This window comes from Enterobacter cloacae complex sp. HYC003_NIDB (genome assembly GCF_056673375.1).
In genome coordinates this window covers 3,865,948-3,890,637 of record NZ_CP114220.1, presented here as the reverse complement: position 1 = coordinate 3,890,637, position 24,690 = coordinate 3,865,948, and the positions used below count along the sequence as shown (strand labels likewise).

21 protein-coding genes and 1 tRNA gene are annotated in these 24,690 nt (G+C 53.8%); 14 read left to right on the top strand and 8 right to left on the bottom strand.

Features of this window, described 5'->3' with window-relative positions; translation table 11 throughout:
- Nucleotides 1-10 precede the first annotated feature (10 nt).
- The 3 genes from nqrF to dinB all read left to right on the top strand — a co-directional run bounded on the left by nqrF (nt 11) and on the right by dinB (nt 2,603).
- Complete coding sequence (nqrF, locus tag O1722_RS18690) at nt 11-1,234, top strand: NADH:ubiquinone reductase (Na(+)-transporting) subunit F (protein ID WP_015571374.1); 1,224 nt, start codon at nt 11-13, stop codon at nt 1,232-1,234.
- A 2-nt stretch (nt 1,235-1,236) separates the two neighbouring features.
- Nucleotides 1,237-1,437, top strand: a complete 201-nt coding sequence (gene nqrM / locus O1722_RS18685) for a (Na+)-NQR maturation NqrM (protein ID WP_032647342.1) — start codon at nt 1,237-1,239, stop codon at nt 1,435-1,437.
- 107 nt (nt 1,438-1,544) lie between these two features.
- Nucleotides 1,545-2,603 carry a DNA polymerase IV gene (dinB, locus tag O1722_RS18680; protein ID WP_033487732.1) on the top strand — a complete coding sequence of 353 codons (1,059 nt, stop codon included), beginning with the start codon at nt 1,545-1,547 and terminating at the stop codon, nt 2,601-2,603.
- A 55-nt stretch (nt 2,604-2,658) separates the two neighbouring features.
- On the opposite strand, the gene pepD is transcribed toward dinB, so the two are convergent.
- Nucleotides 2,659-4,116 (bottom strand): cytosol nonspecific dipeptidase, encoded by a 1,458-nt coding sequence (pepD, locus tag O1722_RS18675; protein ID WP_023295966.1) that lies wholly within the window; start codon nt 4,114-4,116, stop codon nt 2,659-2,661.
- Nucleotides 4,117-4,374: 258 nt separating this feature from the next.
- Here pepD and gpt point away from each other — a divergent pair, with 258 nt between their 5' ends.
- From gpt to crl, 3 genes are all read left to right on the top strand, one after another.
- A complete protein-coding gene (gene gpt, locus O1722_RS18670; protein WP_003863205.1) occupies nt 4,375-4,833 on the top strand; it encodes a xanthine phosphoribosyltransferase in 459 nt (152 codons plus the stop codon).
- Nucleotides 4,834-4,937: 104 nt separating this feature from the next.
- Nucleotides 4,938-6,182: an esterase FrsA gene (gene frsA, locus O1722_RS18665; protein WP_033487730.1), complete on the top strand. Its 1,245-nt coding sequence runs from the start codon at nt 4,938-4,940 to the stop codon at nt 6,180-6,182.
- A gap of 56 nt (nt 6,183-6,238) precedes the next feature.
- Nucleotides 6,239-6,640: a sigma factor-binding protein Crl gene (gene crl / locus O1722_RS18660; RefSeq protein ID WP_006809999.1), complete on the top strand. Its 402-nt coding sequence runs from the start codon at nt 6,239-6,241 to the stop codon at nt 6,638-6,640.
- Between the two features lie 131 nt (nt 6,641-6,771).
- On the opposite strand, the gene phoE is transcribed toward crl, so the two are convergent.
- Nucleotides 6,772-7,824 (bottom strand): phosphoporin PhoE, encoded by a 1,053-nt coding sequence (phoE, locus tag O1722_RS18655; RefSeq protein ID WP_017383128.1) that lies wholly within the window; start codon nt 7,822-7,824, stop codon nt 6,772-6,774.
- Nucleotides 7,825-8,129: 305 nt separating this feature from the next.
- Here phoE and proB point away from each other — a divergent pair, with 305 nt between their 5' ends.
- The 3 genes from proB (at nt 8,130) to O1722_RS18640 (ending at nt 10,685) form a co-directional block, all read left to right on the top strand.
- A complete protein-coding gene (gene proB / locus O1722_RS18650; RefSeq protein WP_015571369.1) occupies nt 8,130-9,233 on the top strand; it encodes a glutamate 5-kinase in 1,104 nt (367 codons plus the stop codon).
- 11 nt (nt 9,234-9,244) lie between these two features.
- Nucleotides 9,245-10,498 (top strand): glutamate-5-semialdehyde dehydrogenase, encoded by a 1,254-nt coding sequence (gene proA, locus O1722_RS18645; protein WP_033487729.1) that lies wholly within the window; start codon nt 9,245-9,247, stop codon nt 10,496-10,498.
- A gap of 111 nt (nt 10,499-10,609) precedes the next feature.
- Nucleotides 10,610-10,685: transfer RNA gene (locus O1722_RS18640), tRNA-Thr, on the top strand.
- A gap of 155 nt (nt 10,686-10,840) precedes the next feature.
- Here the strand turns inward: O1722_RS18640 and O1722_RS18635 are convergent.
- The 6 genes from O1722_RS18635 to O1722_RS18610 form a co-directional block, all read right to left on the bottom strand.
- Complete coding sequence (locus O1722_RS18635; protein ID WP_033487728.1) at nt 10,841-11,587, bottom strand: SAM-dependent methyltransferase; 747 nt, start codon at nt 11,585-11,587, stop codon at nt 10,841-10,843.
- A gap of 10 nt (nt 11,588-11,597) precedes the next feature.
- A complete protein-coding gene (locus O1722_RS18630) occupies nt 11,598-11,855 on the bottom strand; it encodes a YjhX family toxin (RefSeq protein ID WP_003863178.1) in 258 nt (85 codons plus the stop codon).
- Nucleotides 11,856-12,114: 259 nt separating this feature from the next.
- Entirely contained in the window at nt 12,115-14,052 is a 1,938-nt protein-coding gene (locus tag O1722_RS18625; RefSeq protein ID WP_032671391.1) for a putative bifunctional diguanylate cyclase/phosphodiesterase, read from the bottom strand.
- 17 nt (nt 14,053-14,069) lie between these two features.
- Entirely contained in the window at nt 14,070-14,564 is a 495-nt protein-coding gene (locus O1722_RS18620; protein WP_033487727.1) for a putative pterin-binding protein, read from the bottom strand.
- A 380-nt stretch (nt 14,565-14,944) separates the two neighbouring features.
- Nucleotides 14,945-16,729: a diguanylate cyclase gene (locus O1722_RS18615; protein WP_033487726.1), complete on the bottom strand. Its 1,785-nt coding sequence runs from the start codon at nt 16,727-16,729 to the stop codon at nt 14,945-14,947.
- Nucleotides 16,730-16,843: 114 nt separating this feature from the next.
- Nucleotides 16,844-17,953 carry an AI-2E family transporter gene (locus O1722_RS18610; protein WP_033487725.1) on the bottom strand — a complete coding sequence of 370 codons (1,110 nt, stop codon included), beginning with the start codon at nt 17,951-17,953 and terminating at the stop codon, nt 16,844-16,846.
- A gap of 157 nt (nt 17,954-18,110) precedes the next feature.
- Here O1722_RS18610 and mmuP point away from each other — a divergent pair, with 157 nt between their 5' ends.
- The 5 genes from mmuP (at nt 18,111) to O1722_RS18585 (ending at nt 24,666) form a co-directional block, all read left to right on the top strand.
- Entirely contained in the window at nt 18,111-19,511 is a 1,401-nt protein-coding gene (gene mmuP, locus O1722_RS18605; protein WP_023303171.1) for an S-methylmethionine permease, read from the top strand.
- Nucleotides 19,498-20,430 carry a homocysteine S-methyltransferase gene (mmuM, locus tag O1722_RS18600; RefSeq protein WP_033487724.1) on the top strand — a complete coding sequence of 311 codons (933 nt, stop codon included), beginning with the start codon at nt 19,498-19,500 and terminating at the stop codon, nt 20,428-20,430. The genes mmuP and mmuM overlap by 14 nt, the downstream gene beginning before the upstream one ends.
- A 595-nt stretch (nt 20,431-21,025) precedes the next feature.
- The gene (locus O1722_RS18595; RefSeq protein ID WP_033487723.1) at nt 21,026-21,541 is read left to right on the top strand and encodes a fimbrial protein; all 516 of its coding nucleotides are present in this window, start codon (nt 21,026-21,028) and stop codon (nt 21,539-21,541) included.
- Nucleotides 21,542-21,752: 211 nt separating this feature from the next.
- Nucleotides 21,753-22,181, top strand: coding sequence for a fimbrial protein (locus tag O1722_RS18590; protein ID WP_223230160.1), 429 nt, complete (start codon nt 21,753-21,755; stop codon nt 22,179-22,181).
- 1 nt (nt 22,182) lies between these two features.
- Nucleotides 22,183-24,666, top strand: coding sequence for an outer membrane usher protein (locus tag O1722_RS18585; RefSeq protein WP_033487721.1), 2,484 nt, complete (start codon nt 22,183-22,185; stop codon nt 24,664-24,666).
- The last annotated feature ends 24 nt before the right edge of the window (nt 24,667-24,690 follow it).

Below are 24,690 nucleotides of genomic sequence, written 5' to 3'. Positions count from 1 at the left end.
GGGCTAACAGATGGAAATTATTCTTGGCGTGGTGATGTTCACGCTGATAGTACTGGTGCTGTCAGGGCTGATCCTGGCGGCGCGTGCGAAGCTGGTCAATTCCGGGGATGTGATCATTGATATCAATGACGATCCGCAGAATCAGATCCGTACCCCGGCAGGGGATAAGCTGCTTAACACGCTCTCCGGCAACGGGATTTTTGTCTCGTCTGCCTGTGGCGGCGGTGGCTCCTGTGGCCAGTGCCGTGTGACGGTCAAAGAGGGCGGCGGTGATATTCTGCCAACGGAACTGTCGCATATCACGAAGCGTGAAGCGAAAGAGGGATGCCGTCTGGCGTGCCAGGTCGCTGTGCGCCAGAACATGAAGATTGAGCTGCCGGAGGAGATCTTCGGCGTGAAAAAATGGGAGTGCGAAGTTATCTCTAACGATAACAAAGCCACGTTCATCAAAGAGCTCAAGCTGCGTGTCCCTGAAGGGGAGAGCGTCCCGTTCCGTGCGGGTGGGTATATCCAGATTGATTGTCCGGCACACACCGTCGCGTATGCTGACTTCGATGTGCCTGAGGAGTACCGGGCAGACTGGGATAAATTTAACCTCTTCCGCTTTGTTTCCGAGGTAAAAGAGCCCGCGCTTCGCGCCTATTCCATGGCTAACTATCCGGAAGAGAAGGGCATTATTATGCTCAACGTGCGTATCGCCACGCCGCCACCGAATGTGCCTGATGCCCCTCCTGGCGTCATGTCGTCGTATATCTGGTCCCTCAAGCCTGGCGACAAAGTGACGATTTCCGGCCCGTTCGGCGAATTCTTTGCCAAAGATACTGACGCGGAGATGGTCTTTATCGGCGGCGGTGCGGGTATGGCGCCGATGCGTTCGCATATTTTTGACCAGCTCAAACGACTTGGCAGCAAGCGTAAGATCAGCTTCTGGTACGGGGCGCGTTCACTGCGCGAAATGTTCTATGACGATGAGTTTGAACAACTGGCGCGTGATAACCCTAACTTTACCTTCCATGTGGCGCTATCCGATCCGCAGCCGGAAGATAACTGGACAGGCTATACGGGCTTCATCCACAACGTGCTGTATGAAAATTACCTCAAACAGCACCCGGCACCGGAAGATTGCGAGTTCTATATGTGTGGTCCGCCAATGATGAACGCCGCCGTGATTAAGATGCTAAAAGATCTTGGCGTGGAAGATGAGAACATCATGCTCGATGATTTCGGAGGCTGATTATGCTGACTTTTCTGGCGACCTTTGCGGTGTTTGTGCTGGTGATCTTCGGCATGTCCTTAGGCTGGATCATCAAGCGTAAAAGCATTCAGGGCAGTTGCGGAGGCATCTCTTCCATCGGAATGGAAAAAGTGTGCGATTGTCCGGAACCGTGCGATGCGCGGAAAAAGCGGATGGCTCGCGAGCAGCAACGCATTCTTTAGTCTTCCAGGTCGGGTAAGGCAACGCCGCCACCCGACAATTCCTGCGCGCACTTCTCAACCCTCATTTGTTTACTGTATACTTATCCAGTAATAAGTGAGGGCTTACTATGCGCAAAATAATCCATGTCGATATGGACTGCTTTTTTGCCGCAGTGGAGATGCGTGACAACCCGGCGCTGCGGGATATTCCGATCGCCATTGGCGGCAGCCGGGTTCAGCGCGGTGTCATCAGCACCGCCAACTATCCTGCTCGCAAATACGGCGTGCGCAGCGCCATGCCGACAGCGATGGCGCTGAAACTGTGCCCGCATCTCACTCTTTTGCCCGGACGTTTTGATGCCTATAAAGAAGCATCGAGCCACATTCGGGAGATCTTCTCCCGCTACACCTCACTGATTGAACCGTTATCGCTGGATGAAGCCTATCTGGATGTCACCCACAGCGTGCACTGCCACGGCTCCGCCACCCTGATGGCGCAGGAGATCCGCCAGACTATTTTTAACGAGCTGAACCTGACGGCATCGGCAGGCGTCGCGCCGGTCAAATTTCTCGCCAAAATCGCCTCCGATTTAAATAAGCCCAACGGCCAGTACGTCATCACTCCGGAAGAGGTTCCGGCGTTTTTAAGGACGCTGCCGCTCAGCAAAATCCCCGGCGTGGGCAAAGTCTCCGCCGCGAAGCTGGAAAGTATGGGGCTACGCACCTGCGAAGACGTTCAGCGCAGCGATCTGGCGCTGCTGCTTAAGCGTTTTGGCAAGTTTGGCCGCGTACTGTGGGAACGCAGTCAGGGCATTGATGACCGGGATGTGAACAACGAACGGCTGCGTAAATCGGTCGGCGTTGAACGCACGCTCAGCGAAGATATCCATGACTGGACCGAGTGTGAAACCATTATTACGGAACAGCTTTATCCTGAGCTTGAACGACGCTTACTGAAGGTCAAACCGGATCTGCTTATTGCCCGACAGGGCATCAAACTGAAATTTAACGATTTTCAGCAGACGACGCAGGAGCACGTCTGGCCACGCCTCAACAAAGAGGATCTTATCGCGACGGCGAAAAAGGCGTGGGAAGAACGGCGGGGCGGACGAGGGGTGAGGCTGGTGGGGCTGCACGTCACCTTGCTGGATCCGCAGCTGGAGCGTCAACTGGTGTTGGGACTGTAGATTACGCTAATCGTAGGCCCGGCAAGCGTAGCGCCACCGGGCATCAAACGGCTAATTACTTAACAGGAATTGCTTTCAGCAGCTCAGTCAGCAGCGTCCAGTAGTGACCGACGCTTTCAATGTGAACCTGCTCATCCGGGGAGTGTGGCCCGGTGATGGTTGGCCCGATGGAGACCATGTCCATATCCGGATACGGTTTCTTGAACAGACCACACTCCAGACCCGCATGAATAACCTGAATGTTCGGGGTGCTGTTGAACAGTCGCTGATAAGTTTCACGCACCAGTGCCATGACCGGAGAACTTGCATCCGGCTGCCAGCCCGGGTAGCTGCCTTTTGCAGACGTTTTCGCGCCCGCCAGGGTACCCAGAGATTCCAGCATGCTCACAACGTACTCTTTACCGCTGTCGATCAAGGAACGGATCAGGCAGATGATCTCTGCGCTGTCGTCACCCATGGTCACCACGCCCACGTTCAGGGAGGTTTCCACCACGCCTTTCGCCACGTCAGAGTTGCGAATAACGCCGTTTGGCGTTGCGTTCAGCAGCTGGACGAACGTGTCACGAGACTGTGCGGTCAGCGCGGCTTTATCCGTCGTAACGGACTCCAGCACCACCGTCAGGTTTTTCTCTTTTGCAGACAGTTCGTTTTTCAGGATCTCCAGATACACGCTGGAGAGGTTTTTCAGCTCGTCCGCTTTCGACGCAGGCACCGCCACGGTAGCGAAGGCTTCGCGAGGGATCGCGTTACGCAGAGTACCGCCGTTGAAGTCCACCAGACGCAGATCCAGTTCAGCGGCATGGCCCGCCAGAAAACGCGCCAGCAGTTTGTTGGCGTTGCCCAGGCCCAGGTGAATATCACCGCCGGAGTGACCGCCTTTCAGCCCTTTCAGCGTCAGCTTAAAGGTCTCGAATCCGGCAGGGATCGCTTCGCGGGACAGCGGCAGGGTAGAGATAAAATCGATCCCGCCCGCGCAGCCCATGTAGATCTCACCCTCTTCTTCGGAGTCGGTGTTGATCAGAATGTCCGCTTGCAGCCAGTTTGCCTGGAGACCGAACGCGCCATCCATGCCCGCTTCTTCAGTCATGGTCAGCAGCACTTCCAGCGGACCGTGTTCAACGCTGTCGTCAGCCAGCACGGCCAGCGCGGAAGCCATACCAATACCGTTATCTGCGCCCAGGGTCGTGCCGCGCGCCTTCACCCACTCGCCGTCGATGTACGGCTGAATCGGGTCTTTTGTGAAGTCGTGAACGGTGTCGTTGTTTTTCTGCGGAACCATATCCAGGTGCGCCTGCAATACCACTGGCTTACGGTTTTCCATACCTGCGGTGGCAGGTTTGCGGATAAGAATATTGCCAACCTGGTCGCGCTCAGCGTGCAGACCTTTTTCCTTCGCCCAACCCATAATATGTTCGGCAAGCTGTTCTTCGTGATAGGAAGGGTGCGGAATGGAGCAGATTTTGGCAAAAATATCCCACAGCGGCTGTGGAGATAATTGAGACAGTTCAGACACGATAGGTCTCCTTGTCGTTGCGCTGCAAAACAATGTTGCAGGTCACAGGGTTAGCAGGTTAATCGTTACCACAAGTCAGGCTTGCGAGATGCAACTGAGAATACCACTTTCTCCCGTGGCTGGTAGCATTAAGCATGTAAAAACTCAGGCTCATGGCGCGTAACACTGGTTTTTAGTGCGTCAGATCTCTATAATCTCGCGCAACCTGGTTCACCCTCATTTTTTTAAGCCGTATATAAACAGGCTGGGACACTTCACATGAGCGAAAAATACGTCGTCACCTGGGACATGTTGCAGATTCACGCACGCAAACTGGCTGCGCGTCTGATGCCTTCCGAACAGTGGAAAGGCATTATTGCCGTCAGCCGTGGCGGTCTGGTACCGGGGGCGCTGCTGGCTCGTGAGCTGGGTATTCGTCATGTCGATACCGTATGTATCTCCAGCTACGATCACGACAACCAGCGCGAACTGAAAGTGCTGAAACGCGCGGAAGGCGACGGTGAAGGCTTTATCGTTATCGACGATCTGGTGGACACCGGCGGTACCGCGGTGGCTATCCGCGAAATGTATCCAAAAGCGCACTTCGTCACGATCTTTGCGAAACCAGCGGGTCGCCCACTGGTTGATGATTACGTCATTGATATCCCGCAGGATACCTGGATTGAACAGCCATGGGATATGGGCGTGGTCTTCGTACCGCCTATCTCTGGCCGTTAATTTCAGTACGTAACTTTACACGCCCGGTTATGCCGGGCGTTGTTCTTTTTAGCCTGCCACGCGTTACAATGGTCTTCATATGACGTATCCATGGAGGCAACGCAATGACGCAGGCGAATCTTACCGAAACTCTCTTCAAACCCCGTTTCAAGCACCCTGAAACGTCGACGCTGGTGCGTCGGTTTAATCCGGGGACAATGCCTGCCGTTCAGTCAGCGTTAGACGGAAAGAACGTGCCCCACTGGTATCGAATGATTAACCGCCTGATGTGGATCTGGCGCGGCATCGATCCGCGTGAAATCCTCGACGTGCAGGCGCGTATCGTGATGAGCGAGTCCGAGCGTACCGACAGCGATCTCTACGATACGGTGGTGGGCTACCGTGGTGGAAACTGGATCTACGAATGGTCAAAGCAGGCCATGCTCTGGCAGCAAAAAGCGGGCCAGGAAGAAGATGCCACTCTCAGCGGAAAGCACTGGCTGCATGCGGCAAATCTGTACAGCATCGCTGCATATCCGCATCTTAAAGGCGACGAACTGGCAGAGCAGGCCCAGGCGCTGGCAAACCGGGCTTATGAAGAGGCCGCGCAGCGGTTGCCTGGCCGGATGCGTGAAATTGAGTTCGCCATTCCCGGTGGCAGCCCGGTGACCGGATTCCTGCATATGCCGGAGGGGGAAGGGCCGTTCCCGACGGTTCTGATGTGCGGTGGACTGGACTCGTTACAAATTGACTATTACAGCCTGTATGAGCGCTACTTTGCCCCAAACGGAATCGCCATGCTGACGCTTGATATGCCTTCCATTGGTTTTTCATCCAAATGGAAACTTACGCAAGACTCCAGCCTGCTGCACCAGCATGCTTTAAAAGCGCTGGAGAATATCCCTTGGGTTGACCACACCCGGGTTGGCGCGTTTGGCTTCCGCTTTGGCGCTAACGTCGCGGTACGGCTTGCCTACCTTGAATCTTCACGCCTGAAGGCCGTCGCCTGTCTTGGCCCGGTGGTGCATGCTCTGTTAAGCGATCCTGCGCGTCAGGGTAGCGTTCCTGAGATGTATCTGGACGTGCTGGCGAGCCGACTTGGCATGCATGATGCTTCAGACGAAGCGTTGCGCATTGAACTTAATCGTTATTCATTAAAAACGCAGGGCTTACTCGGCCGCCGCTGCCCAACCCCGTTGATGTCCGGTTTCTGGAAGAACGATCCGTTTAGCCCTGAAGAGGAGTCACGCTTAATCACGTCGTCATCTTCTGACGGTAAATTGCTGGAGGTACCCTTCAGCCCGGTGTACCAGAATTTTGACAAAGCGCTGAAAGAGATCACACGCTGGATCACGCAGAGATTGTGTTAATAGTTTGCTAAATTTCGTTGGTTTGGTAAAACAGTGCTTCACAAAAGGAGATCGCAATGACGTTACCGAGTGGACACCCGAAAAGTAGACTGATTAAGAAGTTCATGGCTCTTGGCCCGTATATTCGAGAAGAGCAGTGTGAAGAGAATCGCTTTTTTTTCGACTGCCTGGCTGTTTGCGTCAACGTGAAGCCTGCACCCGAAAAACGTGAGTTCTGGGGCTGGTGGATGGAAATGGAAGCACAGGAAAACCGTTTTACCTATAGCTATCAGTTTGGCCTGTTTAATAAAGACGGGCACTGGCAGGCGACGAGCATCAAAGATCAGGAAGTGATCGATCGTCTGGAGCATACGCTAAAAGAATTTCACGGCAAAGCTCGTGATCTGCTGGCAACGCTGGATCTGAAGCTGGAGCCTGCGGACGATTTTTCCAGCGAAGCGGTGAAACTGAGAGCCTGATGATGTCACAGCGCCGGGTGGCGGCTACGCCTTACCCGGCCTGAAAAATGTACTATCCCGTACGCCCGGTAAGCACAGCGTCACCGGGCACAAAAAAACCGGCTCAGCGCCGGTTTTTTATTACCACAACATCAGAACTGGTAGGTCATGCCCAGCGCAACGATATCATCGCTGCTTACGCCCAGTTTATTATCGTCATCGATCTGGTTGATCTTATAATCAACAAACGCAGACATATTTTTGTTGAAATAATATGTAGCACCTACGTCGATGTATTTCACGATATCTTCATCGCCGATACCTTCGATATCTTTGCCTTTAGACTGCACGTAACCCAGAGATGGACGCAGACCAAAGTCAAATTGATATTGTGCGACCACTTCGAAGTTTTGCGCTTTATTTGCAAAGCCACCGGAAATAGGGGCCATATTGCGGGTTTCGGAATAGATAGTGGCCAGATAAATATCGTTGGCATCATATTTCAAACCGGTTGCCCAGCCTTCTGCTTTTTTACCTTCGCCGCGTGCCTGAAGGTTTTGATCGTTAGTGCGATCGGAGCTGGCATAGGCACCAATCACAGAAAAATCGCTGCCGCCGAAGTCATAGCTCAGGGAGGTACCGAAGCCGTCACCGTTTTGCTTCTTCACGTCGCGGTTTTCATTTTTGCCCTGGTATTGCAGGGTCATATTCAGGCCGTCAACCAGGCCAAAGAAATCGGTATTACGGTATGTGGCCAGACCGGAGGCGCGTTTCGTCATGAAGTTATCGGTCTGTGCCAGTCCGTCACCGCCGAACTCCGGGAACATATCGGTGTATGCGGCGACGTCATACAGCGCGCCCAGGTTACGGCCGTAATCCAGTGAGCCGAAGTCTTTCAGTTTCAGCCCGGCAAATGCCAGACGTGTTTTTTGAGAAGAGTCGCTCTCAGCTTTGTTACCTGCGAACTCAGCTTCCCAACGTCCGTAGCCGGTCAGCTGATCGTTAATCTGCGTTTCACCCTTAAAGCCGAAACGAACGTAAGTCTGGTCACCATCCTTAGCGTCATCATCACTGATGTAGTGCATTGCTTTTACTTTGCCGTACACGTCCAGTTTATTCCCGTTTTTATTATAAACTTCTGCTGCCTGAACAGATGCGGAAGCAACTACGCCCATTACCACTAATGCCAGAGTGCTCTTTTTCATTTTCAATCCTGATTTTATAAAAACGCGCTAATATTCGCTGAGCAATAAGATTCGACTTATTACCCCGTGAAAAACAGGAAGGGTTTTATCGTTCGTGGGTGAAAGTTTTATGACAAAGTAAGAATATGTCTAAAAAAGTATGTTTTAATTTTTCGGTAATAAGATTGTCAAAATCTGCCGCTACGCTTCCTGATCCCGCGCAACAAAGTGACGGGTCATGCGCTAAGGCAGTTGGCAACGGAGCTGACACCTGTTAAAACGTCTGACTGACATCATTTTCCCTTATTGTTGAACGGCAGAGAATCATGAGTGACAGCCAGACGCTGGTGGTAAAACTCGGTACCAGTGTGTTAACAGGCGGATCGCGCCGCCTGAATCGTGCCCATATCGTTGAGCTTGTACGTCAGTGCGCTCAGTTGCATGCCGCAGGGCATCGTATTGTGATTGTGACTTCCGGGGCGATTGCCGCCGGGCGTGAACACCTTGGCTACCCCGAACTCCCCGCGACGATCGCTTCCAAACAGCTGCTGGCCGCCGTGGGACAAAGCCGACTCATACAGCTCTGGGAACAACTGTTCTCCATCTACGGCATTCACGTCGGGCAGATGCTGCTGACGCGTGCGGATATGGAAGACAGAGAACGTTTCCTGAACGCCCGCGATACGCTGCGTGCCCTGCTGGATAACCATATCGTTCCGGTCATTAACGAAAACGACGCTGTTGCCACCGCTGAAATCAAAGTGGGCGACAACGATAACCTCTCTGCGCTGGCGGCGATCCTGGCAGGGGCCGATAAGCTGCTGCTTCTGACCGATCAGCAGGGGCTGTTTACCGCTGACCCGCGCTCTAATCCACAGGCTGAACTGATCAAAGACGTTCACGGCATTGACGATGCGCTGCGTGCCATTGCGGGTGACAGCGTTTCTGGTCTGGGGACCGGCGGCATGGGCACCAAGCTCCAGGCCGCGGACGTGGCGTGCCGGGCCGGTATCGACACCATCATCGCCGCGGGCAGCCGTCCGGGTGTGATCGGTGATGTGATGGAAGGCATCTCTGTGGGCACTCGCTTCCACGCCCAGGCGTCCCCGCTGGAAAACCGAAAACGCTGGATCTTTGGTGCGCCACCGGCTGGCGAATTGACCGTGGATGAAGGCGCGACCGCCGCTATTCTGGAAAGAGGAAGCTCGTTACTTCCAAAAGGAATTAAAAGCGTGACAGGCAACTTCTCGCGTGGTGAAGTGATCCGAATCCGTAACCTTGAAGGTCGCGACATCGCTCATGGCGTAAGTCGTTATAACAGCGACGCGCTGCGTCGAATTGCTGGTCACCATTCCCAGCAGATCGACGCCATCCTGGGCTATGAATATGGCCCGGTTGCCGTGCATCGTGACGACATGATTATTCGTTAAGGAGCCAGAACATGCTGGAACAAATGGGCGCAGCCGCGAAAGCCGCCTCTTATAAACTGGCGCTCCTTTCCAGCCGCGAGAAAAATCGCGTGCTGGAAAAAATCGCTGATTATCTGGAATCTCAGTCGCAGGAAATTTTGCTCGCCAACGAGCAGGATCTGCTGGAAGCGCGTCGCAACGGCTTGAGTGAAGCGATGCTCGATCGTCTGGCGCTGACCCCGGCGCGTCTGAAAGGTATTGCCGACGACGTCCGTCAGGTGTGCAACCTCGCCGACCCGGTAGGGCAGGTGATTGACGGTGGGGTGCTAGACAGCGGATTACGCCTTGAGCGTCGCCGCGTGCCGCTTGGCGTCATTGGGGTGATTTACGAAGCGCGTCCAAACGTGACGGTGGATGTCGCCTCCCTGTGCCTGAAGACCGGTAATGCCGCGATCCTGCGTGGCGGGAAGGAGACCTGGCGCACCAACGCCGCGACGGTAAACGTCATTCAGCAGGCGCTGGAGGAGTGTGGTTTACCGGCGGGTGCCGTGCAGGCGATTGAAAGCCCCGACCGTGCGCTGGTCAACGAGATGCTGCGCATGGACAAATACATCGACATGCTGATCCCACGCGGCGGCGCGGGCTTGCACAAGCTGTGCCGTGAGCAATCTACCATTCCGGTGATCACCGGCGGTATTGGCGTATGCCATATCGTAGTGGATGATACCGCGGAGGTAGAACCTGCGCTGAAGATTATCGTCAACGCTAAAACACAGCGTCCAAGCACCTGTAATACGGTAGAAACGCTGCTGGTGCATCAGGGCATCGCCAGTACCTTCCTGCCAGCGCTGAGCAAGCAGATGGCGGAAAGTGGCGTCACGCTGCATGCGGACGAGAGCGCTCTCGCCCTGCTGAAAGACGGTACGGCGAAGGTCGTTCCGGTTAACGCGGAGCAGTACGACGATGAGTATTTGTCGCTGGATCTGAACGTGAAGGTGGTTGCGGATCTCGATGACGCTATTGCGCACATTCGTGAACACGGAACCCAGCATTCTGACGCGATCCTGACGCGCACCCTGCGCAATGCCGATCGGTTTGTGAATGAAGTGGATTCGTCTGCGGTTTACGTGAATGCCTCGACGCGCTTCACCGATGGCGGCCAGTTTGGTCTGGGCGCGGAGGTGGCTGTGAGCACTCAGAAGCTGCACGCCCGCGGTCCGATGGGGCTGGAAGCACTGACCACCTACAAGTGGATCGGCTACGGTGATGATACGATTCGTGGGTAAATAATCGCGGGTGATGCAAAAATAGCCGTTTGATTCAAAAGGGCATTGACGCATCACCCGGTTAGATCTACTCTTTTGCCCCGTGGTTACGCTCGTAACCGGCCTTTCAGGGCCGATATAGCTCAGTTGGTAGAGCAGCGCATTCGTAATGCGAAGGTCGTAGGTTCGACTCCTATTATCGGCACCATCTAAATCAAATAGTTACCCTGCATTCCAGTAAATCTCGTTTTGAGACCATGGCAGCAAATGTTGCTAATGGCTGCACATTTTCGCGTCATCGTTTTGTACCTCAAAGAAGTTGATCGGCGGCATAACCCTAAAGGCTATACCGCCAGCGCCATATTATCGCGCCATTAACGCAAACACTCCCCAGCCAAAGTACTCCCGCGTGTACGTCACATGACGTTCAGGCGCTATCGTCAGCTCCGCCCGAACCTCCTGCGCGAAGTCATCGTCTGGGTTTTCCTCCAGCCAGCGACGCATGGTCATCCATTTTGCGGCTTCGTACCTGTCCCAGCCTCCCTGGTCAGCCAGCACCATTTCAACCAGGTCATAGCCCTGTTGATCGAAAGACGCAACCAGACTGGGCAGAGTGAGAAAGTCTGCAATCGACGAGATGCCGCAGGCCTGAGCTATCTCTGCCGTCGCAGGTACCTGACGCCAGTACGGTTCGCCGATGAGCATTATTCCCCCGGGCTTGAGGCTTTTTGCCAGCAGATCCATTGTCCCGGCTACGCCCCCCGCAATCCAGGTTGCGCCAACGCAGGCCGCCACGTCACATTTTTCATTCGCGACGTAGCCGGCCGCGTCGTTATGAATGAAATGGACGCGTTCGCTGACGCCGAGTTCCTCTGCGCGCCGCGTGGCCTGCGCGGTGAAGAGCGGGCTCATGTCGATGCCGGTACCGGTAATACCGTAATCACGTGCCCAGGTACAAAGCATCTCTCCCGAGCCGCTGCCGAGATCGAGAATGCGTGTGCCTGGCTTCATGCGTAACACGCGGCCCAGCGTCGCGTACTTCTCTGGTGTAAAGGGGTTATGAATGCGGTGTTCGCTTTCGCTAACAGTAAAAATACGTGGGATATCCATCATCCTCTCCTTAACGATTATCAGGCTGAGCGCGAACGTTGTTCAGCCCGGTGGTGTTAATGCGGTAGGGCTGACCGTTAACGGATTTGATCAGCTTTTTGGTTTTGAGCTTTTTGAAAACGGCGAGCGTGCAGTCAGCCAGCAGTAGCCCTTCGCGGCTATAGCATTCAACGGCGGTGACGCGGCCGGAGGTATCGCGGACGTGCACAATACGGCCACCTTTGGCGAGAACGTGTAAGGTACGTTGTTCCTGACGGGATAAATTCATACTGGAAAACCTGTTTAATCATCATGTGCAAAACGTGCAAACACACAGCGGTGTCCGCATACGATTTCGGCGCATTGATAATCAGTCCGGCCTGGAAAGGTCGGGAAGCTGATTATCGGATGATTACATTCTCCAGCATCAAAGCCTCGGATTGAGTTGATAGGTATTTACGGGGTGAATGATAACACCTGGTTATTGTCAGTGAATACCCAGGGGTGAAAAATGTGATCCCGGTTGGTATCGGGCTGAGGAGAGGGGATCATTCCTGGCCGCTCTTAATTTTGCTGTCGACCTGAGGCTGTGGTTTGCTGAAAAGATATCCCTGCACAAGCTCGCAACCCAGAGCCTGAAGCCGCTCAAGCTGCTCTTCGGTCTCAACGCCCTCGGCAATGACGCCCATATTAAGGCTTTTAGCCATACCGGTAATCAGCTTCACAATATTAAGCGCATCTTCCTGCGTAGATATCGGATTGACAAAAGATTTATCGATCTTGATTTTATCAAAATTCAGTTCGCTGAGTCTGGAGAGCGACGAATAACCCGTGCCAAAATCATCAATAGAAATTCTTACGCCCAGTGAGCGTAGTTTTTTGAGGATCGCAATGGGGTTATTTCTGTCACTGAAGAGGGAAGACTCTGTGACCTCTAACTCAAGACGGTTAGCCGGGAGCCCGGTCTCAGCCAGAACGGACTGCACCGTATTAATAAATGATTTGCTGCCTAACTGAACAGGCGAGACGTTCACGGAGATCCTGGCCGGAACAGCCCAGGAGACCGCTTCCCTACAGGCCAGTTTAAGTACAGTTTTACCTATCTCGTTGATCATGCCTGTTTTTTCAGCGGCGAAAATAAAGCTATCCGGGGAGAGCATCCCCTTGACGGGGTGCATCCAGCGAATAAGCGCTTCATAGCCGTAAATTTCCTTGCTGACGGAATTCACAATAGGCTGGTAATAAACAATAAACTCATCATTCTCTATTGCTCTTGCCATATCATTTTCAAGGGTTCTGCTTTCCTGCAACTTCTGTAGCATTCGCTGGCGGAAGACTTTGATTTGCTGAGAACCTTCTTTCTTGGCTTCATAGAGCGCCAGATCGGCAAATTTATAAAGGTAATCTGAACGTCGTTCATTATCCGATAAAACAATACCCACACAGGTGGCTATTTTGATGAGTTGATTATTAATTGTATAGGGCTTGCTGATGCTATCACTGATTTCTCGCGCGCGTGAAACGGCTGCGGCTTCGGTTAAGCCACTGGAGAGAAACGCAAATTCGTCGCCGCCCAAACGATAAAATGTCTCTGAAAAGCGGCTCAAAGCGTTAAGGCGCGTGGATACCTCACGTAACAGTAAATCGCCAGCATCATGACCGTAGGTATCATTCACCTCTTTGAACCGGTCTAAATCGAATAACATCACCGTGACCGAAATATGTTTTTCCTCAGCCTGTAGATTAAGTTTATTGAGATCATCCCAGAAGAAAAGACGGTTTTTCATGCCGGTAAGGGAGTCATGATAAACATCGTATTCCAGTTTTGTATTCTGGATTTGCAGGGTTTCTTTGGACAGCTGAAGTTCTTCAGCCAGCGTTTTAACCTGTGTATGTGCTTTGAGAATGTTTTTATTTTGATAGATAATCAAAAAGCCCAGTATGAAGCTTAAAATAACCAGTAACAGCGAAAGTGCTGAATAAATATAATACAGAACCTGTATTTTTAGGTTAGTTTCATTGATTGTATTAACATCTTTTGTTAAAGCCGTTGATGAAAGCTGGCTTAGCGGTGCATCCAGTAAATGCATATTTTTCAGATAGAGCTTTAACTCTGAACGGCTCATTTTCTCAAGGTGACCATCCAGATAGTTCAGTATATTTTCCAGGCGTAAGGCGAGCACCTGATGCGCTTTCGCGCTGTTTATATAACGACCCAGGCCGCCCTCTTTCAATAAATCATTCTGGCTCAGCATGATTTCCAGGCGCATGCGAACCTGGTCTACCGTAACGTCATCAGTCTCGGTTGCGTACAGTCCAATCCATGATTCAAATCGGTAATATTCAGATACCAGTTGGGCTACAGACCAGGACTCAGTGTAGTGAGTCAATTTTTGCAACTCCTGCTGACGGTCGTAGACAAGAAAGGCTATATATCCCGTAGTGATAAAAAGAGAAAAAATGATACCAACCAGTATCCTGTTCATTATGTTCTCCTGAACTACTATTCAATCTTCATTTTGCTGACCTGCCAGGCCGATCGCGAGTAATAAATCTGATTATTGAGTTCAGGAAGACTGTCATAAGGGTAGACGATGAATGACGGACCTTTATCGCGGATGCGCATATATTCGCCATTGACCTTTAACGCCAGGATGGCGTTGTATTTCTGGAAGTCGCTGAGAGGGATGACGGTAGTATAATCATTGAGTGCAACCACATTCAGAACAGAACCCTTAGCACCCACATACTCCATGAGTTTGCGCATCGGGATACCCTCAAACTTCGTGCGGCCATTATACCAGGGAGAGGTCGTCTGGAAACTCACCATCCCCAGTTTTTCCAGGCTGGCAATATCAAAAACGGCTTTTCCATTTTCGTTCGTATTTTCTATATTACCGGTAATGGTTAAGATGGGTTTGCCCACAGGCTTTGGCAGTTCGCCAGCCCAGTTTAAACTTTGTACCAAAAAGCAGCACAGCATTAGGATTATTCGCATATTGGCCTCCTCTTTTTAACAGAAGTATAAGAATTATAAGTTATTTATCCTATAAGTTTGTCTATTTTGTTGAACGCCATGGCTTTTTGCAAACGATACTTCATTAAATGTATTAAAATCAAATGGATAATCGTTGTTTGCCCCGTGATTGCAGACCTCTGGCTGGAGCTTACGTTTTTTAAAACATAAAAACTCAGTGTAATTAGCCACCGGGTTTAAAAATGATCGCTTTGATTATTGATATATTTACGCACCCCCATTTTTTATCAATGGTGGCATCGTTAAGATTGATTTATATGTACAAAGAATGATAACGCACCCTCAATGTGAGGGAATAAGAGAGTGCGCGTACCTCTGACGTCATTTGCACTGAGTTTCGGTTAACCCGTCTCCAGCATACTGAAACTGACGATCCGCGAGCGCCCCAGCTCTTTCGCCCGGTAAAGCGCCACGTCTGCCGCGCGCAGCAGGTCGTCGCTTTGGGCGTGCTGCGGGTAACTGGCTATCCCGATCGACACATCCACCGGGCCAATCTCAGCAAGCCCATAGCGCAGCGACAGCGTATGGACGCCGTTATAAATCTCAGTTGCGCAGGCGTGAGCCGCTTCCTCATCCGCACCCGTTAGCAGCACCAGAAACTCTTCGCCACCAAAGCGGAAGGCCAGGCCGGCATCGTGCACGGCACGCTGAACAATTGTCGCCACGCTCTTAATCACATGATCGCCAGCCTCATGGCCGAAGCGATCGTTAATGCTTTTAAAGTGATCGATGTCGATCATCATGCAGCTCACCGGCTCATCATTGCGCATTGCCTGAGCTATCTGAGTGCGCAGGGTATCTTCCAGGTGGTGACGGTTACGCAAGCCGGTGAGCGGGTCGAATAGCGCTTTTTCCAGCAGGGCATCGCGCAGACGCTGGTTGGCCAGCGCCAGACCCAGGGCTTCCGCCATTAATTCGAGATATGCGCGGGACGGCGCCGTTTCAGGCGTGATGTTTTGAAACGACAGCAAACCAATGGCTTCCCCCTGCGCAATGAGCGGCACGCACAGTGAGCTGTCTTTTTGTGATTCAGGCAGATGCTGGCAACCGATATCCGGCTCGCCGTTGACCGGTGGATGGCTCTGACCACGGCGTATGGCCCAGCATTGATCGGGGTGGAAAGCATTTTTTTCTCCCTGTGGAGATAACCATTCCGCCGCACAGCGCATCTCCCACGGGTTTCGATCCAGGATATACAGACGTCCGGCGATTCCCGGCGCAATGTTGGGAGCAAACAGCTCTGCCACCTCAATCACGTCGCTGACGTTCTCGCACCCCTGCAAGCGCTGGGTCATTCGCGCGAGCAGCTCGCGGATGGCCCAGTCTGCGTCGCGTTCTTTTTCAAGCCGCTGCCTTGCCAGCCCGTTCTCGCGGAAAATGCGAATGGCCTGCGCCATATCGCCTATCTCATCGACCTGGTTGAAATTGGGCGTTTCGACGCCGTAATCCTGTGAGGCCAGGCGGTGAACCACATCGCTGAGGCGCACTACCGGGCGCAGCACGCGGTGCTTGAGAATAAAGCCCATCACGAATAAGAAGAGCAGGGCGGTCAGGCCGACCATCACCTCTGAGGCGGTACGCAGCGTTTTCGACGTGTTGGTCGCTGCCTGGACATCGGCAATAATGCGCTTATCCAGCAGCATACGAAAATGGTCAATCTTGCTCTGGGCGCGTTCCGTTTCAAGTTCGTAGATTTTGCCGAAGAGTAACGCAATGGCCTGTTGTTCCTCACCCCGGGCGACGCTGGCAATTGCTGCCTGCTGTTCATCCTGTAGGCCATCAACAATCTTCAGCCCTTCATACAGCAGCGCCAGCTCTTCGCCCGTTGCGCCCGTATCTTTTAACTGTCCCACTTTGTGTTCAATATTCTTCAGTTCACCTTCTTTCGTCTGGTACGCTTTCAGCACATCGGGCTCTTTTTTGATGGCGTAAAGGCGCGCTAAATCGGAGAGCATCCAGGTTTCTGCTTCAATCTCTTCCGTAAGCTGGTCAAAAATTTGTCGTTGCTTAACAGCCTGACGCTCTACGTTGTCGGCATGGGAAGCCATCAGCATGACGATACCGGAGGCAATGGTCAGGCACACCGTGACACCATAGGCCCAGTTTGTGATCGTGGCGATTCGCACCTGTTGGATCCTTCTACGACAAATGTGGAAGAGCGTTCATTTCAGATTATAGAAAACCCCTGATTTATCGCGAAAAAAAAGGCGGCACAGGGCCGCCTGACAAAACGCGTTTCGTTAGAGATCCGGAGGGTTTTTTCCCTCTTCGATAAAGTCTGCGTCCAGCTCCTCGGCGTTGCCTGCGTGGTCGCGGCCGGAGAAGAGGTTCCAGCAGGCGATAAACAGGGCGGCAATCAGCGGCCCAATCACAAAACCATTTATGCCGTATAGCTCCATACCGCCGAGCGTGGTGATCAGTATCAGGTAGTCCGGCATTTTGGTGTCTTTGCCCACCAGCAGCGGACGTAAAAGGTTGTCCACCAGCCCGACGATAATGACAAAAAAGCCCACAATGAACAGACCCTGCCACAGCTGGTGAGTGGCAAACAGGAAGATCGCGGCGGGAACCCAGACGATAGCCGAGCCGACGGCGGGCACCAGGGAGAGAAACGCCATCAGCGCTCCCCACAGTACGCTACCGTCAATACCGACGATGACAAAGGCGATACCGCCAAGCGTACCCTGAACCACTGCCACGACCGCCGTACCTTTTACCGTGGCTCGCGAGACGCCGACAAACTTAGCGAACAGGTGCTGTTTGGCGAAGTCAGACAGCGGCAGCGAGTCGAGGATCTGGCGCACCAGATAGGGCCCGTCTTTGAGCAGGAAAAACAGCAGGTACAGCATAATGCCGAAGCTAATAGCAAAGCCGAACGTCCCTTTACCAATCAGGAACGCGCTTCCCGCCAGATACTGTCCACCCTGTAACGCGACATCGGAAAGCTTTTTCTGAATCTGCGCGGCGTTGGTCAGGTTGTGATCCGCCAGGAAGCCGCTGGCCCAGTCCGGCAGGCGATTGAAGATACCGGCGATGACTTCCGGGAACTGCGTGTTGTTCTGTTGCAGCTTGGTGTAAACCATGTTCAGTTCCACCGCGAGCGAGGAAAGGATCACCATCAACGGAATAAACACGATCAGGCAGATAATGCCGAGTGTAAGGAGGGAAGCCAGCCCGTTGCGATCGCCCAGCGCGGTACGCAGTTTGTTTTTCACCGGGTTGAAAATGATGGTCAGGATCGCGGCCCACAGAATCGCCGAGAAATAGGGAGACAGCACGTCAAAGAAAGCCCAGGTAACAAGGGCCAGGATGAGAATAAAGAAACCTTTGGTCAGTCCGTTAAATCGCATAGTGAGTCCTGGTGAAGAAGAAACTGTGTCGACTATAGAACTGATTTAAAGATTTACCAATAATTGCGCCGAAGTCGTGCCGGGTGGCTTTTTGTTAACAATCGCGGTATAACACCCTTCTTTGGATGTTTAGATGTCCATACGTTTAGAAGGTAATATGCAAACAGAACAACAAAACGGGCAGCTTAAGCGCACCATGAAAACCCGTCACCTGATTATGCTCTCGCTGGGGGGCGTTATCGGCACAGGGTTATTCTTCAATACCGGATACATCATTTCGACAACCGGCGCGGCGGGCACGCTGCTGGCGTATCTTATTGGTGCGCTGGTGGTCTGGCTGGTTATGCAATGCCTGGGGGAACTTTCCGTAGCGATGCCGGAAACCGGCGCGTTCCACGTCTACGCCGCTCGTTATCTCGGCCCGGCGACAGGGTATACCGTGGCGTGGCTCTACTGGCTTACGTGGACAGTGGCGCTGGGATCGAGCTTTACCGCAGCCGGGTTCTGTATGCAGTACTGGTTCCCGCAGGTTCCCGTCTGGACGTGGTGCGTCGTCTTTTGCGTGGTGATTTTTGCTCTTAACGTCATTTCCACGCGCTTCTTTGCCGAAGGGGAATTCTGGTTCTCGCTGGTGAAAGTCATCACCATCATCGCCTTCATTATTCTCGGCGGGGCGGCGATCTTCGGTTTTATCCCGATGCAGGACGGTTCACCGGCGCCGGGCTTAAGCAACATTACTGCCGAAGGCTGGTTCCCGCACGGCGGTCTGCCGATCCTGATGACCATGGTGGCGGTCAACTTTGCCTTCTCCGGAACGGAGCTTATCGGCATCGCGGCAGGAGAAACGGAAAACCCACACAAGGTTATTCCGGTTGCTATTCGCACCACCATCGCCCGGCTCATCATCTTCTTTATTGGCACCGTGTTTGTGCTGGCGGCGCTGATCCCGATGCAGCAGGCTGGCGTGGAGAAAAGCCCGTTCGTGGTGGTGTTTGAAAAGGTCGGCATTCCGTATGCGGCGGATATCTTTAACTTCGTGATCCTGACGGCGATCCTCTCGGCGGCGAACTCGGGCCTGTACGCCTCTGGCCGTATGCTGTGGTCTCTGTCTAACGAGAAAACGCTGCCACGCTGCTTTGCCCGCGTCAACAAAAACGGCGTGCCGCTGACGGCGCTCTCCGTTTCCATGCTGGGTGGCGTGCTGGCGCTGTTCTCCAGCGTGGTTGCGCCGGATACGGTGTTTGTGGCCCTGTCAGCCATTTCCGGTTTTGCGGTGGTGGCGGTGTGGATCAGCATCTGCGCGTCACACTTCGTGTTTCGTCGCCGTCACGTGCAGTCCGGGCAGCCGCTTTCGGCGTTGCAGTATCGCGCGCCATGGTATCCGCTGGTGCCCGTGCTTGGCTTTATCCTCTGCCTGGTGGCCTGTGTCGGCCTGTGGTTTGACCCCAGCCAGCGTATTGCCCTTTATTGCGGGCTTCCGTTTGTCGCCCTGTGTTATGGTGCGTACTACCTGACCCGAAACCTGACCACGCAGGAGCCTGAACATGTCGCAGAATAATCCGCTTACCGCCCTCCTTGAAAACCAGCCGTTTGTCGTGCTGGATGGGGCGATGGCAACGGAGCTGGAAGCGCGCGGTTGTAACCTTGCCGACAGCCTCTGGTCGGCCAAAGTGCTGATGGAAAACCCGGAGCTGATCCGGGACGTGCACCTCGACTATTACCGCGCGGGGGCACAGGTGGCGATCACCGCCAGCTATCAGGCCACGCCTGCGGGCTTTGCCGCACGCGGGCTCGACGAGGCGCAATCCCGGGCGTTGATTGGCAAAAGCGTAGAGCTGGCACGCAAAGCGCGGGAAGCGTACCTGGCAGAGAATGCGCAGGCGGGCACGCTGCTGGTGGCGGGGTCGGTAGGGCCGTACGGCGCGTACCTTGCCGATGGATCTGAATATCGCGGCGATTATGTGCGTCGCGCTGAAGAGTTCACCGCGTTCCACCGTCCCCGCGTGGAGGCGCTGCTGGATGCGGGCGCGGATCTGCTGGCCTGTGAAACGCTGCCTTCTTTCCCGGAGATTAAGGCGCTGGCGGCGTTGCTGACGGCGTATCCTCGCGCCCGGGCATGGTTCTCATTTACCCTGCGTGACAGCGAGCATCTGAGTGACGGGACGCCGCTGCGGGATGTAGTTTCTGCGCTGGAAAACTACTCGCAGGTTGTCGCGCTGGGGATCAACTGTATCGCGCTGGAAAACACCACCGCGGCGCTGACGCATCTGCACAGCCTGACGTCGCTGCCGCTGGTGGTCTATCCGAATTCCGGCGAGCATTATGATGCGGTGAGCAAAACCTGGCATCACCATGGTGACGCCTGCGAGACGCTGGCGGGGTATTTACCGCAGTGGCTGGATGTCGGTGCGAAGCTGATTGGCGGCTGCTGTCGCACCACGCCGCAGGATATTGCGGAGCTGAACGCACAGCGGTAATCCTGACTCCCGGTCAGCGGTTACGCAGGCCGGGAATAATTCTCTTTATACACTTCCCGATATTTCTTTCTGGCCAAATAAGATGCCTGTCCCCAATGGATAACATCAGTTCGTGCACGAATGATATTATCCCCTGACCTCGTTTCTTATTGAATAAATGTAATTACTTTTCATACTCCAGCAACAAATTCGCGTTGATGATTTCGTGTTTATGACTGTCATTGTGGGTTAAAAAGTTAAGTTTTAGATTGATAATCTATCATTCTTGGTTAATAAAGTATAAAAATCTAACTGCTGGTGGATTCATTTTTATTATTCTAATTAAACCTATTATTTAAGCATGTCTTTTGTTTTTGTTCTTGTAGGGTATTTTGCCTTTTGTTTTTTCATCGTCGGGTTACTATTTATTGCATCAGCGAAGCGCAGGGAGATATGCGTAAGTTCAACTGAATTTGCTGATGACGATGTTTAAGAGATTATTTGATTGCTGAGTAATTTAATTAAGCCCAATTTTCGGGCGGGGCGCATATTGCCCAAATTCAGCCATCAAAAATCTTCTGTGTGTGTCATTCACTTAATTTACAGGACGATTTTTATGAAAATGAACAAACTCTTTACTGCACTGGTTCTGGCTTCTGGTATGGCTGCTTTCGGTGCTCAGGCAGACCAGGGTAGCGGCGTTGTGACCTTCACTGGTTCCGTTATCGACGCGCCATGTTCAATCGCGGCAGGTGACGAAGATCAGACCATTAGCCTCGGCCAGGTTTCCAGTTCCGCAGTGGCGAACGGCGGCACCTCTACGCCGGTTCCGTTCTACATCCACCTGGAAAACTGCTCTGTTGAGACCGCTACCACTGTGACCACCACCTTCTCCGGCGCGGATTCCAGCGTTGACGGAGCGGTGCTGGGCGTGACCGGCAATGCAACCGATGTTGGCGTTGTGATGACCGACGGCGACAGCAACACCATCACCCTGGGTGAAGCCACGACTGGACAGAACGTGGTTAATGGCGACAACACCCTGACCTACTCCGCGTACATCATCGGTGGAGAAGCGCCAACCGAAGGTGATTTCACCGCTGTGACTAACTGGACGCTGGCCTACGAATAAGCCCTGACCTTATTTCGATGACCCGTCAGGCGGCCTTAGCTGGCCGTCTGATATTCGAAACCGACTGAATAAGTGAAAAGGGTTTGCTATGGGTTATATATTTTCGAATACAACAAAAATAGTTAAAACACTCCCTTTTCTCCTGTCTGGTTGTTGCCTGCCTTTATTCGCTGCAAATCAGGGGGAGGGTGCCGTCCTTATTCAGGGGGCGGTGCTCTATACACCCTGTGCAATTGATCTTGGTAGCCGCGATCAAACCATTGATATGGGCGATACGCCCGTGTCGGAGATTGCCACCAAAGGCTATGGCCCCACACGTGCGTTCACCGTTCGCTTAATTAATTGCCTGATGCTGCCGACACCCGGGAACGGAAGATATGACTCCGAGTACTACCAGATAACGTTTGAGCCAATGACGGGCGCAGACCGGTTTTCCGTGCGTGGAGACGCACAGGGAATTGAGCTGGCGATCCGCGATACCGACGGCAATATCGCCGCGCCCGGCGTGGCCTTTCCCGCCAGAGAGGTCACGGCGGGCAGCATGAACCTGAATTATTCGCTTCAGCTTGTCAGCAACGGACAGCCGCTCAAAGCCGGGGATTACCAGTCTCTGATCCGCTTCAGAATGGATTACAACTGAGATGAAAAAAACGATACGGACATTCCGACGCTCAACGCTCAGCGTGCTGATTTTGGCTCTAATCGTGCCGGTGGCGAAAAGCGGGGCCGACGATGACATTCAGTTTAATACTGACGTGCTGGACACGCAGGACAAGAGCAATATCGATCTTAGCCACTTTTCGCGTCGCGGCTACGTCATGCCCGGCGACTACACCTTTAGCATCATGGTGAACAAAGAGATCCTGCGCGAGGAGCGGATTGTGGTCTATCCCGAGGGTGAAAACGGCCGGGACAGCCTGATCTGCCTGACGCCAGAGCAGCTCTCTCGCTTTAACCTGAAGGCCAGCGTCATGGACGATCTTCGCTGGCTGCGCGACGGTGAGTGTCTGGACAAAGCCAGCCTCGAAGGACTGGATATGCGCGTCGACCTGGCAAAGGACACGCTTTATCTGTCGATCCCGCAGGCGTGGCTGGAGTACACCGCGCCAAACTGGGATCCGCCTTCGCGCTGGGATGAGGGTATCCCTGGTGTGATTGCCGACTACAACCTCAATCTTCAGGCGCAGCAGAATCAAACCGGTTCAGACAGCCAAAATATCAGCGGGAATGGGGTCCTGGGGGCCAATCTGGGACCATGGCGCGCCCGCGCCGACTGGCAGACCAGCTGGAACAAGCGTGACGGGAAGACGGACAAGGATTTCGCCTTTAGCCGTTACTATCTCTACCGCGCCATTCCTTCACTGAAAGCGAAGCTGACGGTGGGGGAAGATTACCTCAGCTCCGATATCTTCGATACCTTCCGCTTTAGCGGCGTTAGCCTGAATTCCGATCTCAGTATGTTGCCGCCGAGCCTGCGTGGCTACGCACCCGAAGTGACGGGCATCTCCCGTTCGGGCGGCAAAGTGACCATCAGCCAGCAGGGACGCGTGATACACGAAACGCAGGTGGCCGCCGGGGCGTTTCGCATTCAGGAACTGAATGATGCCATCTCTGGCACGCTCGACGTAAGGGTGGAAGAGCTGGACGGCAGCGTGCAGGTCTTTCAGGTCACGACGGCTTCGGTTCCCTACCTGACGCGCCCGGGTGCGGTGCGCTACAAGCTGGCGGCGGGTAAACCCTCTGAGTGGGGGCATAGCATGACCGGGCCGATGTTCACCTCGGGCGAAATCTCCTGGGGCGTGGCCAACGGCTGGACGCTGTACGGCGGCTCGGTGATCGGTGGTGACTACAATGCCCTGTCGGTGGGGATCGGGCGCGATCTCTTCATCCTCGGCGCGCTGGCCTTCGACGTAACGCAGTCGCGGGCGGTATTGCCTTCTGAAGGCACGCTGTCCGGTACCTCTTACCGGGTGAGCTACTCAAAAACCTTCGACGAGTATGACAGCCAGGTCACCTTTGCCGGGTACCGTTTCTCCGAACGCGACTTTATGAGCATGTCGGAGTACCTCGATACCCGCTACGGCAGCGGCACGTCGCACAGCCCGAAAGAGAAATACACGGTGTCGTTTAACAAACGCTTCCGGGATGTCGGGCTGAGCGCTTACCTCAACTACAGCCATCAGACCTACTGGAACAGCGCGGATAACGATCGCGTAAGCCTGTCGCTGTCGCGCTATGTCGATCTTGGTCCGTTCAGGAACATGAGCGTATCGCTCACGGCCTACCGCAGCGAGTACTACTCCCTGAAGGATGACGGGGCCTACATTTCGGTGTCGCTACCGATAGGTAACGGCATCTCGCTCAGCTATGGCGCCACAATTAACCGCACCGATAACACCCATCGCGTGAGCTATTACGGCCGGGTGGATGAGCACAATAGCTTCCAGGTCAGCAGCGGCCTTTCCCGCAGCGGCCCGACGGCGTACGGCTACTACACCTGGCAGGGCGATAGCGCGCAGGTGCAGACCAACGCCAGCTATCAGTCCGGCAGCTATACCGCGCTGGGCATGAACGTGACCGGCGGTCTGACCCTGACCACCGAAGGGGGCGCAGCGCATCGCTCGAACGCGCGGGGCGGCAGCCGCGTGCTGGTGGATACCGCAGGCGTCAGCGGCGTGCCCGTTAAGGGATTCGGCGCCTCGGTGAAAACCAACCGATTCGGGAAGGCTGTGATTGGTGATGTGAACAGCTACTACCGCAATCCGATCCGCATTGACGTCGACAAACTTGATGAAAATGCTGACGTCACCCGATCCGTCTCGCAGGCCACGCTCACCGAAGGGGCGATCGGCTATCGGCAGTTTGACGTGATTGCGGGTGGTAAAGCGATGGCCTTTATCCGTAAGGCTGACGGGAGCTTCCCGCCGTTTGGGGCCTCGGTGATGAACGAGAAAAACCAGGAGACGGGGGTGGTGAATGACGAAGGAAGCGTCTGGCTAAGCGGCATTCAGCCAAACGGCAAAATGACCGTCAAATGGGATGGACAAGCCCGCTGCGTGGTAAACCTGCCGGCCACGCTGCCAGCCGTGCTGGAGAACCTGCTTTTAACCTGTTCGCCGGAATAACCGGCCTGAAAAACGAGATGAGTT